Annotated in this window: 16 protein-coding genes; 9 read left to right on the plus strand and 7 right to left on the minus strand. The window is 33.4% G+C overall.

Annotated elements, in window-relative coordinates; all coding sequences use genetic code 11:
- Window positions 1–2: 2 nt before the first annotated feature.
- Genes NCC77_RS13620 through NCC77_RS13630 form a run of 3 tightly spaced genes read right to left on the minus strand, consistent with a single transcriptional unit; the run spans window position 3 to window position 1,626 of the window.
- Window positions 3–506: a hypothetical protein gene (locus tag NCC77_RS13620; protein ID WP_250836066.1), complete on the minus strand. Its 504-nt coding sequence runs from the start codon at window positions 504–506 to the stop codon at window positions 3–5.
- Window position 507: 1 nt separating this feature from the next.
- On the minus strand, window positions 508–888 hold the full coding sequence (locus NCC77_RS13625; protein ID WP_250836067.1) for a hypothetical protein: 381 nt from the start codon (window positions 886–888) through the stop codon (window positions 508–510).
- Window positions 889–1,626 carry a Dph6-related ATP pyrophosphatase gene (locus NCC77_RS13630; protein WP_250836260.1) on the minus strand — a complete coding sequence of 246 codons (738 nt, stop codon included), beginning with the start codon at window positions 1,624–1,626 and terminating at the stop codon, window positions 889–891. It lies immediately after the preceding gene.
- Between the two features lie 100 nt (window positions 1,627–1,726).
- On the opposite strand from NCC77_RS13630, the gene NCC77_RS13635 reads away from it, so the two are divergent.
- On the plus strand, window positions 1,727–3,790 hold the full coding sequence (locus tag NCC77_RS13635) for a M1 family aminopeptidase (RefSeq protein WP_250836068.1): 2,064 nt from the start codon (window positions 1,727–1,729) through the stop codon (window positions 3,788–3,790).
- A 109-nt stretch (window positions 3,791–3,899) separates the two neighbouring features.
- Window positions 3,900–4,808 carry a patatin-like phospholipase family protein gene (locus tag NCC77_RS13640; protein WP_250836069.1) on the plus strand — a complete coding sequence of 303 codons (909 nt, stop codon included), beginning with the start codon at window positions 3,900–3,902 and terminating at the stop codon, window positions 4,806–4,808.
- A 91-nt stretch (window positions 4,809–4,899) separates the two neighbouring features.
- On the opposite strand, the gene NCC77_RS13645 is transcribed toward NCC77_RS13640, so the two are convergent.
- Window positions 4,900–5,424, minus strand: a complete 525-nt coding sequence (locus NCC77_RS13645) for a DUF7935 family protein (protein WP_250836070.1) — start codon at window positions 5,422–5,424, stop codon at window positions 4,900–4,902.
- Window positions 5,425–5,549: 125 nt separating this feature from the next.
- On the opposite strand from NCC77_RS13645, the gene NCC77_RS13650 reads away from it, so the two are divergent.
- From NCC77_RS13650 to NCC77_RS13665, 4 genes are all read left to right on the plus strand, one after another.
- Window positions 5,550–6,317, plus strand: a complete 768-nt coding sequence (locus tag NCC77_RS13650) for a sulfite exporter TauE/SafE family protein (protein ID WP_250836071.1) — start codon at window positions 5,550–5,552, stop codon at window positions 6,315–6,317.
- 229 nt (window positions 6,318–6,546) lie between these two features.
- Window positions 6,547–6,705: a hypothetical protein gene (locus NCC77_RS13655; protein ID WP_250836072.1), complete on the plus strand. Its 159-nt coding sequence runs from the start codon at window positions 6,547–6,549 to the stop codon at window positions 6,703–6,705.
- A 392-nt stretch (window positions 6,706–7,097) separates the two neighbouring features.
- Window positions 7,098–9,434, plus strand: a complete 2,337-nt coding sequence (locus tag NCC77_RS13660; protein ID WP_250836073.1) for an ATP-dependent helicase — start codon at window positions 7,098–7,100, stop codon at window positions 9,432–9,434.
- Window positions 9,435–9,544: 110 nt separating this feature from the next.
- Window positions 9,545–10,165, plus strand: a complete 621-nt coding sequence (locus NCC77_RS13665; protein ID WP_250836074.1) for an L-threonylcarbamoyladenylate synthase — start codon at window positions 9,545–9,547, stop codon at window positions 10,163–10,165.
- A gap of 187 nt (window positions 10,166–10,352) precedes the next feature.
- On the opposite strand, the gene NCC77_RS13670 is transcribed toward NCC77_RS13665, so the two are convergent.
- From NCC77_RS13670 to NCC77_RS13680, 3 genes are read right to left on the minus strand one after another with little or no spacing between them, the layout of a single operon-like run.
- Window positions 10,353–11,186 (minus strand): OmpA/MotB family protein, encoded by an 834-nt coding sequence (locus NCC77_RS13670; RefSeq protein ID WP_095929259.1) that lies wholly within the window; start codon window positions 11,184–11,186, stop codon window positions 10,353–10,355.
- 32 nt (window positions 11,187–11,218) lie between these two features.
- Window positions 11,219–12,238: a glycosyltransferase family 2 protein gene (locus NCC77_RS13675; protein ID WP_250836075.1), complete on the minus strand. Its 1,020-nt coding sequence runs from the start codon at window positions 12,236–12,238 to the stop codon at window positions 11,219–11,221.
- Window positions 12,239–12,262: 24 nt separating this feature from the next.
- Entirely contained in the window at window positions 12,263–12,715 is a 453-nt protein-coding gene (locus NCC77_RS13680; protein ID WP_248726757.1) for a type I restriction enzyme HsdR N-terminal domain-containing protein, read from the minus strand.
- Between the two features lie 93 nt (window positions 12,716–12,808).
- Here NCC77_RS13680 and holA point away from each other — a divergent pair, with 93 nt between their 5' ends.
- The 3 genes from holA to ettA all read left to right on the plus strand — a co-directional run bounded on the left by holA (window position 12,809) and on the right by ettA (window position 15,802).
- Window positions 12,809–13,813: a DNA polymerase III subunit delta gene (gene holA, locus NCC77_RS13685; protein ID WP_250836076.1), complete on the plus strand. Its 1,005-nt coding sequence runs from the start codon at window positions 12,809–12,811 to the stop codon at window positions 13,811–13,813.
- Window positions 13,814–13,877: 64 nt separating this feature from the next.
- Window positions 13,878–14,060: a CAL67264 family membrane protein gene (locus tag NCC77_RS13690; protein WP_250836077.1), complete on the plus strand. Its 183-nt coding sequence runs from the start codon at window positions 13,878–13,880 to the stop codon at window positions 14,058–14,060.
- A gap of 50 nt (window positions 14,061–14,110) precedes the next feature.
- Complete coding sequence (ettA, locus tag NCC77_RS13695) at window positions 14,111–15,802, plus strand: energy-dependent translational throttle protein EttA (RefSeq protein ID WP_198855721.1); 1,692 nt, start codon at window positions 14,111–14,113, stop codon at window positions 15,800–15,802.
- The last annotated feature ends 7 nt before the right edge of the window (window positions 15,803–15,809 follow it).

Below are 15,809 nucleotides of genomic sequence, written 5' to 3' on the forward strand. Positions count from 1 at the left end.
GATCAATCCCGAAGCCATTTTTGCATAGCCGGAAAAGGAGATTTATTTTCTTTTCCGGCTTTTTTATTTCCAAGACACAATCCCATCCATTCCAGAAGAGGCAATCCCATATAATTTCCAGATTCGAAGTTAGAAATAAACCACTCAGAATGACCTTTGTATCCGTTTGGATGAAATACAAATTCAGCAGGAAATTGTAAATGATGCAATGCAGCATACGACCATAAAATAGCCGCAATCTCATCGCCTTGAGTCGGCCAATCTTTAGAAATTTGTGTCGAACCAACCAATTCTCTTTCTGAAGGAATTGTTACTGCAAGATGTCCAGCTTCATGTAAAATATCGCCAGGATATAATAATTTAGTATAATCGATATAAATGCAATTAGGCCCTAAATCTAAGCCTGGCAAAAAGGTTTCTTCAAGCTCTTTTTCAATAATTTCAATGCCAATTTCATTCAAAAAGAATAGTACTTTTTTCACTTCATCATTTTCTTTTAAAGCCATATTAGTTTGTTTTTAAAATATTCTTCTTGATGTAAATAGTGTCTGCATTATGAAAAGCTCCTTTTTTCAATCCACCGCCAAAAGGCTGTATAAATTGAATGTTTTGAGATTCGTAACCTTCTTTTTTAATCGCTTCATTTACAGCTAAAGTTGGCGCCTCGAAACCAAAAAATGTAAATTGGCGATAGCGCTTCTCTGCTAATGAAAAGTAACCGTTTGATTGACTTAAAGTCTCTCTAACTGTACAATTTCCTATAGGTTGTTTCGTCTCTGCATCGTAAATATAGCCAGTAATTTGTGGTCTTTTACACCTGTTAACCAAACAACTTTGCAAAGAGAAAGAAATAAGAACTAGAAATATAAATTTATAAAAAAACTTCATTTATTTTTTAATTAAATCACAATACCAGAATCCAAAATCAAAAGCAGTTTGATCATTGGTGTCGCAAGCAGTGTTTGACGAATCTTTTTGTTCTGGTTTTTCATATTTTCGATAAACAATTTCTCCAATTTCAAAATCAATTGGTTTAGAAAATATGGGTCCGTCGAAAGTAAAAGTATGAAATTCACCATTTTCACCGCAAACATCTACATTTTTAGGCAAGTCATTTATGAAATCCTGATCGATAACTCTACCAACAAAACTTTTGTTCAAATATTTTTCGTTTACACAAACGACAATTGTTTTGAATCCCAATGCAATAAATTCCTGAATTAAATCTTGAGTTGGAATTTTCCAGATCGGAAAAACACCTTTTAAGCCAATTTTTGCCAATTGATTTTCGCGATATTGACGCAAATCTTCCAGAAAAATATCTCCAAAAATAGAATGTGTTATTCCGTTTTCTTTTAATTCGGTTAAGACTTCAGTCATCACTTTTTCATAAACTTCCATAGTTGGCATTTCTGGAACTTCAAGAATTTTTAACGGAATTCCGATGCTTTGTGCTTGTTCCTGTAATAGTTCAACGCGAATTCCGTGCATCGAAATGCGTTGATATTGCTGATTTACGCTTGTCAATAAACATTCTGTCTGAAAATCAGTATTTTGAAGTGTTTTGTATAAGGCTAGAGCAGAATCTTTACCGCTGCTCCAGTTAAATAAGGCTTTTTGAGGTATCGACACGATTTGCGGTTTTATATGGTAAACTTACAAATTTCATTCTATTTGTAAAGGAAACCTTTTGTAACTTTGGGATTTCGCCTTCAAATTTGTTTCAATGAAATACATCTTTTTATTATTCACTGGTTTTCTTTTTGCACAGCAAACACAATACGTCGATTTTAAATCTGTTTCAGGTCAATTGTCTTTAAATTCAAAAGAAAAAACAGTTTCGGGTGCTGTCGATTTTCAATTTGAGGTTTTAAAGGACTGTGATACGATTTCGCTTGACGCTAAAAACATGGAATTCTCGAATGTGAAAATCAACGAAAAAGAAATCATTTTCTTGAATACAACCAAACAATTAAAATTGGTTTTTCCATTTAAAAAAGGAGAAAATCATCTAACTTTTAATTATTCGACAAAACCAAAACAAGCCTTGTATTTTGTTGATATGGAAAACGAAGAAGTACAAATCTGGACACAAGGGCAGGGAAGATACACGAGTAATTGGTTTCCAAGTTTTGATGATGTGAATGAAAAATTGATATTTAATCTAGGCATTTCTTACGATAAAGACTATCAAGTAGTTTCAAACGGAGTTTTAAAAGAAAAGACGGCTAACGGAAATCTAAATCACTGGCAATATCAGATGGAGAAGCCAATGAGCTCGTATTTGTTAATGCTGGCAATCGGAAAATTTGATAAAAGAGAGTTTAAATCTAAAAGCAGAATACCTTTAGAATATTATTACGAGCCTAAAGATGCAGGTCGTTTTGAACCAACTTATCGTTATTCAAAACGAATTTTTGATTTTCTGGAAAAAGAAATTGGCGTAAAATATCCTTGGAAGATTAACAGACAGATTCCTGTTAGAGATTTTTTGTATGCTGGAATGGAGAATACAACTTCAACTCTTTTTGCAACACGATATGTAGTAGATTCAACAGGTTTTTGCGATCGAAATTATACCAATGTAGATGCGCATGAATTGGCACATCATTGGTTTGGTGATTTGATTACCGCTGAAAGTAGTACGCATCATTGGCTTCAGGAAGGATTTGCGACATACTTTGCCTTGCTTGCTGAAAAAGATATTTATGGAGAAGATTACTTTTATTCTAAATTATACGATACGGCACAGCAGATAAAATTTGCTTCTCGCACCGATACGATTCCAGTTTTAAATCCAAAAGCAAGTTCGCTCACATTTTACGAAAAAGGAGCTTGGGCACTATTCGTTTTGCATGAATCTATTGGAGATAAGGCGTTTAAAAAAGCAATTAAAAGTTATTTAAATAAATACGCTTATCAAACCGTAAACACACAGAATTTTTTCGACGAAATAAAAAAAGTATCTGATTTCGATTTGGATAAATTTCAAAAAACTTGGCTGGAATCAACTGCTTTTGACACGCCAACTGCAAATGCTTTATTAAGTAAAAACAAGGCAATCCAAAAAAGATTGGAAATCGATAAACTAAAAAAAACGCCTTTAAGAGAAAAAACAGATATCTTGAAAAATGTTTTAGAATCAGATGTTTACCAATCTGTAAAAGAAGCGGTTGTTGATCAGTTGGAAAATGAAAAATACGAAGATAAAAAGTCGCTATTGCTTTTAGCAATGCAAACCAATAATATTAAAGTCCGTCAAAATCTGGCCGGATCTTTAACCAAAATTCCAGAAGATTTTAGAGCAAATTACGAAACACTTTTAGATGATAAATCCTATCAGACAGAAGAAGTAGCACTGTATTGGCTTTGGAGAAATTTCCCTAATCATAGAACCGAATATTTGGATAAATCTAAAGATTGGATTGGTTTTAATGATTATAATCTAAGAACGTTGTGGCTTTCTCTTGCTTTGTCAACACCAAACTATAGTAATGATCCAGATTTTTTGGTAAATGAGTTGATTGCGTTTTCGTCTACCAAATATGAAGCCACAACACGACAAAATGCTTTAGAAAAGTTAATCGCCTTTAAAATTATTAACGATCAGGTTTTGAGTAATTTAGTTGGCGCTACTACACACCATATGTGGCAGTTTTCAAAATTTGGAAGGGACACAATTAGACTTCTGTTAAAAAATCCTGAAATGCGTGCTTCATTTAATAGAATTTTACCTAATTTGACACCCGATGAACAATTCCAATTGAATCGTTTATTGAAAGAGCTTTAGAGAATAGAAAATAGAGAATAGAAAATAAATTGAGCAGAAGTCTTTTTTTCTATATTCTATATTCTTTCAGCTTAAATAAAATCCAAAAACAAAACCTATATTACAATTTATGAGAGCATTGGTTATTTCAGGTGGCGGCAGTAAAGGCGCTTTTGCCGGTGGTGTTGCCCAGTATTTAATAGAAGAAAAAAGACATGAATACGATTTGTTTTTAGGAACTTCAACAGGAAGTTTATTAATTCCGCATTTAGCTCTCGGTCATATTAAAAAAATACATTCTGTATATACCAATGTTACTATGTCGAGTATTTTTAATATTTGTCCGTTTGTGGTAAAAAATAAAGATGGCGTTGATATTGTGACCATTAATCACTTTAATGTATTACGTCAGTTTTTTAAAGGGAAACGTACTTTTGGAGAAAGTAAAGGACTAAAAAAGTATATTCAGAATAATTTTTCTCTTTCAGATTTTAATAAACTCAAAAAACTAAAAACCGACGTTATTGTTACGGTAACCAATTTTACTAAAAACGAATCTGAATATAAATCGGTAAAAGACTGTACGTATGAAGAATTTTGCGAATGGTCTTGGATATCGAGTAATTATGTTCCTTTTATGAGTTTGGTTGAAAAAAACAACTGCGAATATGGTGATGGCGGATTTTCGAGCTTGGTTCCAATACGTGAAGCAATTAACAGAGGAGCTACAGAAATAGACGTAATCGTACTTGAAACAGAGGTAAATACAACGAAAACAGTAATTGGTAAAAATCCGTTTTCCTTAATGATCGATTTGTTCCGAATTGCTTTAGATCAAGTTGAAAAACATGATATTGCTATAGGAAAACTTATGGCAAACAATAAGAATGTAAAACTAAATTTATATTACACTCCCATTAAGTTAACCGATAATGCCTTGATTTTTAATAAGGAGGTAATGAAAGAATGGTGGGAACAAGGTTATGAGTATGCTCAGAATAAGTCCGAAGTAATGAGCGACAATAAGATATTTATTTAAGATTTAAGATTTAAGATTTAAGATTGTAGATTTTACAGTTCAGATTTAGAAAAATCAATCTAAAATCTGCAATCTACAATCTAAAATATTTTTAATACCAAAGGTCTGCAACTTCACTTTTAATGAAACTCAAAGCGGCGTTACTTGGAGATTGTTTTTCTAATAAATCATTCAAGATTACTTCTCGAAGTTTATCAGCATTTTCAACTTTATCGCTCATTGCAGCTTTACGAATCATTTGGATTGTTGCATTTTTTGCCGTTATAATGATTGTCCAGCATTCTTCTGACATATAGATTTGCTGTGTTAAATTGTGTTCAAATTCCTGTTCAATTTGGTCAATTATATAATTTTCGTAATCATGTTTATTTTGAGAAATAGGAGAAATTCTGATTAACAATTTTGTCAAGTTAATACGCTCCAAAAACAAAGTCATACGTTCGTAAGCCTGTAAACGTAAGGGCAATGATTCTTTGTGTGCTTGTTTGTTTAATAAAAAAGCACGTTTTCTGTCGTTGTTTTTAATATGTAACTCAAAAAAACGATAAGCTACAACTCCTGTAACTAAGGCTGGTAAAGTATAACTCGCAAGTTCTATTATTTTGTTGAAATCCATTTGAATAATTTTTAAGCAAAAATATACTTTTTGATCAAAAATCAACTTTAAATTTATGGTAATAAACAAAAAGGAAGCTGTACTTTTGCAACTTGTTTTTTATTGAGATCAAAAATATATTTGCAATGGATTCATATCTAATACTTTTTCTTTGTTTGGCGGCGTTTGCTGCGGGATTTATTGATGCAATTGTAGGCGGCGGCGGATTAATCCAAACCCCAATGGGATTAATTTTATTACCAAATCTTCCTGTTTCGACTGTAGTTGGAACCTTGAAAATTCCAGCATTTAGCGGAACTGCTTTTGCGGCTTTTCAATATTTGAAGAAAGTAGTGATTCAGTGGAAACTCTTAATTATTATGATGTGTTTGGCGGTTCCGTCAGCATTTTTAGGCTCTACAATTTTAACATTGGTCAGCAATGATTTTATGAAATCGCTTTTGTTAGTGGTTTTATCGTTGTTATTTGTATATACCTACGCCAAGAAAAATTTCGGACAGCATGTTGCTAAAGACCATTCGGCAACAACCCAAATATTTTATGCTGTTGTTATTAGTATAATTGTTGGATTTTATGACGGATTCATCGGGCCAGGAACAGGAAGTTTCTTTGTTGTGGCTTTTATTGCGCTTTTAGGTTTCGATTTTCTTCACGCTTCTGCGAATGCTAAAATGGTAAATTTAGCAACCAATTTCGGTTCGATTTGCCTATTTATGATTAAAGGAAAAATCATTTGGACAATTGCAATTCCAATGGCAATTAGCAATGGACTTGGAGGTTGGCTCGGAGCAAAACTAGCCATTAACAAAGGAAACGGATTTATTAGAATTTTCTTTTTGATTGTGGTTGTCGGAACTTTGATACGATTTGCTTATGATGTGTTTTTTAAATAAGGATTCTAAGATTCTAAGAATCTGAGATACTGAGTTTTTTTTTTTTTGAATAGCCGTTGGTTTTAACCAACGGTTCTTTAAATTAAATGGACTAGGCTTTAGCCAAACTTTACGATTTTGGCTAAAGCCTAATTATATTTTAAACTTGACCGTTGGTTAAAACCAACGGCTATTCAAAACTGTATGGCATAATAATTGGAGGCAATTAAAAATTAGAAAACATAAGAAAATGGATGAAATTATAGAAGATGCTGAAGTTTTTTTTAACGATGTTCCCGATGAAGATTTAAATAAAGAACTTCAAAAAAGTATGGATGATATTAAAGCTGGAAGAGTTATTTCTTTTTCTGATTTTAAAGAAAAATTAAAAAATAAATATAATATCTAATTCCAAGTTTTCTCAAAATATTTAAAGAAAACCAATTGTCTGTTTTCTAGCCCCGATTGAGGCGGTATCCTCGTAGCGGAGCGAAGAGATATAGCCGAAAGCGGGAACCATGTCTGAAAAAATGCCCTTTGTTTGGCTTCGAAAAAACTTAGAATCTTAGAACCTTAGCATCTTAAAAAAATTGTTTGATTTTAGCCCCGATTGAGGCGGTATCCTCCTAGCGGAGCTGAGAGATATAGCCGAAAGCGGGAAACCATGTTTGAAAAAATGCCTTTTGTTTGGCTTCGAAAAAAAACTTAGCATATTAGAATCTTAGGAACTTAGAACCTTCCAAAAGCATCTTAGGAACTTTCTTTTTTAATTCTTATTTTTGCATAAAAGGAGAAAATTACATGCAGAAATATATTGACCAGCTCAACGAAGCGCAGAGAGCGCCTGTTTTAAAGAAAGACGGGCCAATGATTATTATTGCTGGTGCAGGTTCGGGAAAAACACGTGTTTTAACAATTAGAATTGCGTATTTGATGGCTCAAGGTATTGATGCCTTCAATATTTTGTCGCTTACTTTTACCAATAAAGCAGCCCGCGAGATGAAACACAGGATCTCTGATATTGTGGGAGCGAGCGAAGCAAAAAACCTTTGGATGGGAACTTTCCACTCTATTTTTGCTCGTATTTTGCGTGCCGAATCAGATCATTTGGGGTATCCTTCAAACTTTACAATTTATGATTCTCAGGATTCGGCTAGGCTGATTTCTTCTATTATAAAAGAAATGCAGCTGGATCGTGATATTTACAAACCAAAACAAATTTTAGGACGTATATCTAATTATAAAAATAGTTTAATTACGGTTAAAGCTTATTTTAACAATCCAGAATTGGTTGAGGCTGACGCAATGGCCAAAAGACCGCGATTAGGAGAGATTTATCAGCAGTATGTGGATCGTTGTTTTAAGGCTGGCGCAATGGATTTTGATGATTTGTTGTTGAAAACCAATGAGCTATTAACTCGTTTCCCTGAGGTTTTAGCTAAATACCAAGATCGTTTCCGTTATATTTTGGTTGATGAGTACCAAGATACGAATCACTCCCAATATTTGATTGTTAGGGCTTTATCGGATAGATTTCAGAATATTTGTGTGGTTGGAGATGATGCGCAGAGTATTTATGCTTTCCGTGGTGCGAATATCAATAACATTCTGAATTTCCAAAAAGATTATGAAGGTGTAATTATGTTTCGTTTAGAGCAGAATTACCGTTCAACAAGAAACATTGTAGAAGCGGCAAATACCGTGATGGAACACAATAAAACCAAACTAGATAAAGTAGTTTGGACAGCAAACGAGTTTGGACCAAAAATTAAAGTTCATAGAAGTTTGACTGATGCAGAAGAAGGTCGTTTTGTTGCAAGTACGATTTTTGAACAGAAAATGCAAAATCAATTGCATAATGGTGCTTTTGCAATTTTGTATCGTACCAACGCTCAGTCGCGCGCCATGGAGGATGCTTTAAGAAAACGGGATATTCCGTATAGAATTTATGGAGGTTTGTCTTTCTATCAACGTAAAGAGATTAAGGACGTTTTATGTTATTTGCGTCTGGTTTTAAATCCGAAAGACGAAGAAGCTTTGGTTCGTGTAATCAACTATCCAGCACGTGGTATTGGAGATACAACAGTCGAAAAATTAACTATTGCGGCCAATCATTATAAACGTTCGATTTGGGAAGTAATGGTAAATATTGATAAAATCGATTTGAAATTGAATGCTGGTACAAAAAACAAATTGAAAGATTTTGTTACTATGATCCAGAGTTTTCAGGTTATCGATCAGAATCAAGATGCTTTTTATATTACAGACCACGTTGCAAAGAAAACCGGATTGGTTCAGGAATTGAAGAAAGATGCTACTCCTGAAGGGATGGCGAAAATTCAGAATATCGAAGAACTTTTAAACGGTATTAAAGATTTTACGGAAGGGCAAAGAGAAATTGACGGAGCAAGAGGTGCGCTTTCTGAGTTTATGGAAGATGTAGCTTTAGCAACCGATTTGGATAAAGATACAAACGATGATGATCGTGTTGCTTTGATGACAATTCACTTAGCAAAAGGACTGGAGTTTCCGCATGTATTTGTGGTGGGTATGGAAGAAGATTTGTTTCCAAGTGCTATGAGTATGAGTACGAGAAGTGAATTGGAAGAAGAGCGCCGATTGTTCTACGTAGCGTTAACCCGTGCAGAACATCAGGCGTATTTGACTTATGCTCAGTCTCGTTACCGTTGGGGAAAATTAACGGATAGTGAACCTTCTCGTTTTATTGAAGAAATTGACGGTCAGTTTTTAGAATATTTAACTCCAGCCGAAACAAATTATCGTTATAAGTCTCCAATTGATGGCGATATTTTTGGAGATGTAGACAAATCAAAATTACGATTGGCAAAACCGGTAGGAGGAACTCCACCAAAACATATTACAGACAACAATCCGAAGCCTGATTTAAATATTAGAAAACTAAAACCAGTTTCTGGAAATGCGCCAAGTAACGGAAATTCGAATTTATTTGACAGTAAACTAACTGTTGGAAATGTGGTAATGCACGAACGTTTTGGAAAAGGAGAAGTGATGAATCTAGAAGGTGTTGGGCCAGATAGAAAAGCAGAAATTAAATTTGAAGTAGGAGGAATTAAGAAATTGTTGTTAAGATTTGCTAAATTAGATGTCGTAGGATAATAATATTTTTGTTTCAGGTTTAAAGTTTCAAGTTTCAGGTTGCTTGACTTTGAGAATAACTGCATAACTTGAAACTTTAAACCTGAAACAAAAACTAACAAAAAAGAAAAATGGCCGAATTTATAAAAATATATCCAGATAAACCTAGTGAAGCTGCTATTGCAAAAGTGGTAAAAGTGCTTCAGAATGGTGGTTTGGTAATTTATCCAACTGATACTGTTTATGGGTTAGGTTGTGATATTACCAATTCGAGAGCGTTAGAAAAAATTGCTAGAATAAAAGGCGTAAAATTAGAGAAGGCGAACTTTTCATTTATTTGCCACGATTTGAGTAATTTGTCAGATTATGTAAGACAGATTGATACTTCGACTTTTAAAATTTTAAAAAGAGCCTTGCCGGGACCCTATACTTTTATTTTACCTGGAAATAATAGTGTGCCAAAAGAGTTTAAAAAGAAAACTACAGTTGGTATTCGTGTACCTGATAATAATATTATATTAGAGATTGTTCGACAATTAGGAAATCCGGTTGTTTCTACTTCTATTCGAGATGAAGATGATGTAATAGAATATACTACTGATCCAGAATTAATTTTCGAGAAATGGCAGAATATTGTAGATCTTGTAATCGATGGTGGCTATGGAGATAACGTAGGTTCTACAATTATTGATCTTTCTGAACATGAGCCAGTTATCGTAAGGGAAGGTAAGGGAGATATTGATATTTTGTAAAAAAATACACTAAAAGTATAAAAGTAGAGAAATTATGAGTAACTTTATTATGTTAAAATTTAGTTAGTTATTTAAAAATAATGCTATTCTTGATTTATATTTAATTGGTTATTAAAAAAATTAAGGATACATAAAAGCAGGTCATTAGACCTGCTTTTTCTGTATTATAAAGTATGTGAAACTCTAATTATTTTTGTTGTTTCTTCATTTCTTTTTCAATCATATCATAGAATTGATCGATTTTTGGCATAACAACAATACGAGTTCTTCTGTTACGAGCTTTGTTCTCAGCAGAATCGTTTGCAACTAATGGTACATAAGAACTTCTACCTGCAGCAATTAATTTAGCTGGGTTAACACCAAGATCGTTTGTTAATACACGTACAATTGAAGTAGAACGTTTAACACTTAAATCCCAGTTGTCTAAGATAATTCCGTTGCTTTTGTAAGGAACGTCATCAGTGTGTCCTTCAACCATACATTCGAAATCTGGTTTGTCGTTTACAACTTTAGCAACTTTTGCTAAAACAGATTTAGCTTTATCACTTACGTCGTAGCTTCCGCTTTTAAATAATAATTTATCAGCAATAGAGATAAATACAACTCCTTTTTCAACATTAATTTCGATGTCTGGATCATTGATTCCAACAGCACCTTTCAAGCTTGTAACTAATGCTAAAGTAACACTGTCTTTTTTAGTTAAAGCGTCTTGAAGTCTAGAGATTTTCAAATCTTTTTCTTTTAAACTTTCAAGAGATTTTTCAAGATTTTCAGCACCTTTAGTAGTTAAGATAGTTAAATCTTTAGAGCTGTTGATTAAATCTTGATTATGTTGTTTGTAGCTTTCAGCTGTAGCAGCTAATCCAGCTTTTTCTTCTAAGCACGTGTTTAATTTTACAGTACAAGAGTTTAACAAATCTTGAGTCTCTTTGTTTTTAGCTTCTAACTCTGCATATTTCTTTTTAGAAACACAAGATGTTAGGGCCATTAATACTGATAGTGCGATAACTATTTTTCTCATAAATTTAATTTTAATTAGACTTGATTACAAATTTAGTTTTTAATATTTTGAATACTGTTAAAGATTTCTTTAAATAAGGTCAATTTCTTGATATAATAAAGGAAAACGATGCTTTTCACCGAATAGTATTGCTGTATTTGAAAATCTTTTCGTTTTTTAAGATATTTTAAAGATAAGCAATAAAAAGAAAAATGGGCCTTTAAAATGGCAAAAGTGTGCCCAAATTTGCCTTGTGTAAGAAAACGGATACCGGCAATGCCATCTAATACCATGCGGAAAAAAATCACAAAAAATAATCCTTTTGAAGGCAGATTTTTAACCAACATTAGTAATGAATTTCTAAAATTCAAATACGTTTTTTTAGGATTTCCTTGTTGTAAAGTTGCGCCGCCAACATGATAAACAACAGATTGGTAATTGTATTTTATAATATGTCCTTCATTTGCAGCTCGCCAGCATAAATCAATTTCTTCTTGATGTGCGAAGAAGCTTTCATCAAAACCTCCCAATTCATGAAAAACGTTTTTTCTAATAAAAAAACAAGCGCCTGAAGCCCAGAACAATTCTATATTATCATTGTATTGCCCATTGTCTTTTTCAATTGTATCGAATATTCTTCCTCTGCAAAAAGGAAATCCGTATTTATCGATAAAACCACCGGCAGCACCTGCATATTCAAAATATTCCTTGTTTTTGAAATCAAGAATTTTAGGCTGAATAATAGCAGTTTGATTTTCTTTTTCGAAAGTGTCTAGAATGGGTTGAAGCCAATTTTCGGTGACTTCAATATCTGAATTTACTAATGCGTATATTTCAGCATCAATATGTTTTAAGGCGTCATTATAACCTTTTGCAAAACCATAATTGCCTGAGTTTTTTACAATTTTTACGGTTGGAAAATGTTCTGTAACATACGCAACAGAATTGTCCGTAGAATCATTGTCAGCAACGTAAATTGCTGCTCCTTCTGAAAACCGAATAACAGAGGGTAAAAACTGCTCCAGCAATTTTACTCCGTTCCAATTTAAAATTACAACTGCTATTTTATCCAAAAGTACTTAGTTCTTTATTATTTGTTAGTGGTTTTCTTTATAGTCAGGCAGATTTTTTAAAAACTCATATTTCTCGTTTTCAAAATCCATTTGACAATAAAAATGGTTCAGTCCGTTGGTCACATTCAAAAACCGTGCCTGCATTGTCATATTGTAACGTGCAATTTGATCAAAAGTTGCCTGAGAGATTTTAACTTCTGGCGCTTTGCACTCTACTAATATGTGTATAGAACCATCTGGGTTAAATACAACAACGTCGTATCGTTTTCGTAATCCGTTGACGGTTAAAACTTTCTCGACATTAATAAGTGATTTGGGATATTTTTTTTCATGCATTAAAAAATGAACTACGTGTTGGCGAACCCATTCTTCTGGCGTAAGAATTATAAATTTTTTCCTGATTTCATCAAAAATAGACACTTTATTTTCGCTATTTTTGAATCGGAAAGTATAAGCTGGGAAATTAAGTTTAAGCATAAAGCAAAAATATAAAATAGTTTCAGGTTTCAAATTTAAAGTTTCAAGTTTTGAAACAGAATTTGAAACCTGAAACTTGAAACAAAAGATTGAATGGACGAAGTAGTAAAAATTGTTAATGAAATTAAAGCCGGAGATATTAAACCGATTTATTTTTTAATGGGTGAAGAACCTTATTATATAGATAAATTGTCTGAATATATTGAACAGAATGTATTAGCTGAAGAAGAAAAAGGTTTTAATCAGACAGTTTTGTATGGAAGAGATGTATCAATTGATGATATTGTTTCAACGGCCAAACGCTATCCTATGATGTCTGAACGTCAGGTTGTTATCGTAAAAGAAGCACAGGATTTATCCAGAACAATTGATAAAATAGAGTCTTATGTAGAAAATCCAATGCAAACAACTGTTTTAGTTTTTTGCTATAAATATAAAACACTCGATAAACGTAAAAAAGTTACTAAGCTATTAGGGCAAAAAGGCGTTGTTTATGAAAGTAAAAAATTATACGAAAATCAAGTAGGAGACTGGATTAAACGCGTTTTGGCTGGAAAAAAATATACAATTGATCCGAAAGCCAATGCCATGCTGGTTGAATTTTTAGGTACAGATTTGAGTAAAATCAACAATGAGCTAGAAAAGCTACAGATTATTTTGCCACAAGGAACGATGATTACTGCAGAGCATATCGAAGAGAATATTGGTTTTAGCAAAGATTATAATGTATTTGAGCTTAGAAAAGCAATCGGAGAACGCAATCAATTGAAAGCTTATAAGATAGCAGAGAATTTTGCTCATAACCCTAAAGAATATCCTTTAGTTATGACTACTGGGTTGGTATTTGGGTTCTTTGTCCAGCTTTTAAAATACCACGGATTAAAAGATAAAAACCCTAAAAATGTCGCTTCAGCACTTGGAGTTAATCCGTATTTCTTAAAAGAGTATGATTTAGCAGTAAAAAACTATCCAATGAGAAAAGTAAGTCAAATTGTTGGAGCCTTACGCGATATTGATGTTAAAAGTAAAGGTGTGGGAGCCAATGCTTTACCGCAATCGGATTTACTAAAAGAAATGCTGTACAAAATATTTAATTAAGCCATCAAAATTCACGATATTTGCGTTTCTAAAAATTTTACTACTTAAAAATAATTACACAATTATGGGAATGAATAAAAATACCGTTTTAGGATGGGCTACTTTTATAATGGTACTTATGGGATTGTTGCTTATAGCTCTAGGAGTCTTTAGATACAGTGATGTCTCAGGGTGGGGATTTGCTGCTGTTGGAGTTGGTTTTTTTGCTAATGCTTGGGTATTCAATGCTTTGAAAGGCAGAGTTTAGAATTTTGAGATTTAAAAAAAAGTAAATAATTATAATAAAAAAAATAAAAAATGTCAGACGATAAGAAAGTAATTTTCTCAATGCAGAAATTGAGCAAAACCTATCAGGGAGCAGACAAACCGGTTCTTAAGAATATTTATCTTAGTTTCTTTTATGGTGCTAAGATTGGTATTTTGGGACTTAACGGTTCTGGAAAATCTTCTCTTTTAAAGATTATTGCTGGAGTTGACAAAAACTACCAAGGAGATGTAGTTTTTCAACCTGGATATACAGTTGGATATTTAGAGCAAGAACCAATTCTTGATGATTCTAAGACAGTTATCGAAATTGTACGTGAAGGAGCTGCAGAAACAATGGCAGTTTTAGAGGAGTACAACCAAATCAATGACTTATTTGGTCTTCCAGAATACTACGAAGATCAGGATAAAATGGATAAATTGATGGACCGTCAAGCGGCATTACAAGACAAAATTGATGCTCTTGGTGCTTGGGAAATCGATACAAAATTAGAAATCGCAATGGATGCGTTGCGTACTCCAGAAGGAGATACTCCAATTAAAAACCTATCAGGAGGAGAGCGTCGTCGTGTAGCTTTATGCCGTTTGTTATTGCAGCAACCAGATGTATTGTTATTAGATGAGCCAACTAACCACCTTGATGCTGAGTCAGTTCTATGGTTGGAGCAGCATTTAGCGCAATATTCAGGAACTGTAATTGCAGTAACGCACGACCGTTATTTCTTGGATAATGTTGCTGGATGGATTCTAGAGTTAGATAGAGGAGAAGGTATTCCATGGAAAGGAAATTATTCTTCTTGGTTGGATCAAAAATCAAACCGTTTGGCTCAAGAGGAAAAAGTGGCTTCTAAACGTAGAAAAACTTTAGAGCGTGAGTTGGAGTGGGTTCGTCAAGGAGCTAAAGGTCGTCAGACTAAGCAAAAAGCGCGTTTACAGAACTACGACAAATTATTAAATGAAGATCAAAAACAACTAGACGAAAAATTAGAGATCTATATCCCGAATGGCCCTCGTTTAGGAACAAATGTTATTGAGGCTAAAAATGTTGCGAAAGCTTTTGGTGATAAATTATTATATGATAATTTGAACTTTACTTTGCCACAAGCTGGTATTGTTGGAATTATCGGACCAAACGGTGCTGGTAAATCGACTATTTTCAAAATGATTATGGGCGAACAAGCTACTGATAGCGGAGAATTTTCTGTTGGAGACACAGTAAAAATTGCTTACGTAGATCAGTCGCACTCTAATATTGATCCAAACAAATCTATTTGGGAAAACTTTGCTGATGGTCAGGAATTGATTATGATGGGAGGAAAGCAAGTGAACTCAAGAGCTTATTTATCACGTTTTAACTTTGGTGGTGGCGAGCAAAACAAAAAAGTTTCCATGCTTTCTGGTGGTGAGCGTAACCGTTTGCACTTAGCAATGACTTTGAAGGAAGAAGGAAACGTGCTTTTACTGGATGAGCCAACGAATGACCTTGACGTAAATACTCTTCGTGCACTTGAAGAAGGTTTAGAAAATTTTGCAGGTTGTGCTGTAATTATTTCTCACGACAGATGGTTCTTAGATAGAATTTGTACTCACATCTTAGCTTTCGAAGGAGATTCTGAAGTTTATTTCTTCGAAGGAAGTTTCTCAGATTATGAAGAAAACAAAAAGAAACGTCTTGGCGGTGATTTAACTCCAAAACGTTTGAAATACAGAAAATTGATCAGATAATTTTTTG

This window comes from Flavobacterium tyrosinilyticum, from assembly GCF_023656565.1.
GTDB classification, from domain to species: domain Bacteria; phylum Bacteroidota; class Bacteroidia; order Flavobacteriales; family Flavobacteriaceae; genus Flavobacterium; species Flavobacterium tyrosinilyticum.

Bases quoted from the DNA above. Each gene is read 5' to 3' on its own strand.
- NCC77_RS13655 (WP_250836072.1), top strand. From the start codon at position 6,547: ATGGATGAAATTATAGAAGATGCTGAAGTTTTTTTTAACGATGTTCCC.
- NCC77_RS13645 (WP_250836070.1), bottom strand. From the start codon at position 5,424: ATGGATTTCAACAAAATAATAGAACTTGCGAGTTATACTTTACCAGCC.
- NCC77_RS13625 (WP_250836067.1), bottom strand. From the start codon at position 888: ATGAAGTTTTTTTATAAATTTATATTTCTAGTTCTTATTTCTTTCTCT.
- NCC77_RS13650 (WP_250836071.1), top strand. From the start codon at position 5,550: ATGGATTCATATCTAATACTTTTTCTTTGTTTGGCGGCGTTTGCTGCG.
- NCC77_RS13680 (WP_248726757.1), bottom strand. From the start codon at position 12,715: ATGCTTAAACTTAATTTCCCAGCTTATACTTTCCGATTCAAAAATAGC.
- NCC77_RS13635 (WP_250836068.1), top strand. From the start codon at position 1,727: ATGAAATACATCTTTTTATTATTCACTGGTTTTCTTTTTGCACAGCAA.
- NCC77_RS13690 (WP_250836077.1), top strand. From the start codon at position 13,878: ATGGGAATGAATAAAAATACCGTTTTAGGATGGGCTACTTTTATAATG.
- NCC77_RS13640 (WP_250836069.1), top strand. From the start codon at position 3,900: ATGAGAGCATTGGTTATTTCAGGTGGCGGCAGTAAAGGCGCTTTTGCC.
- NCC77_RS13670 (WP_095929259.1), bottom strand. From the start codon at position 11,186: ATGAGAAAAATAGTTATCGCACTATCAGTATTAATGGCCCTAACATCT.
- NCC77_RS13620 (WP_250836066.1), bottom strand. From the start codon at position 506: ATGGCTTTAAAAGAAAATGATGAAGTGAAAAAAGTACTATTCTTTTTG.
- holA (WP_250836076.1), top strand. From the start codon at position 12,809: ATGGACGAAGTAGTAAAAATTGTTAATGAAATTAAAGCCGGAGATATT.
- NCC77_RS13660 (WP_250836073.1), top strand. From the start codon at position 7,098: ATGCAGAAATATATTGACCAGCTCAACGAAGCGCAGAGAGCGCCTGTT.
- NCC77_RS13665 (WP_250836074.1), top strand. From the start codon at position 9,545: ATGGCCGAATTTATAAAAATATATCCAGATAAACCTAGTGAAGCTGCT.
- ettA (WP_198855721.1), top strand. From the start codon at position 14,111: ATGTCAGACGATAAGAAAGTAATTTTCTCAATGCAGAAATTGAGCAAA.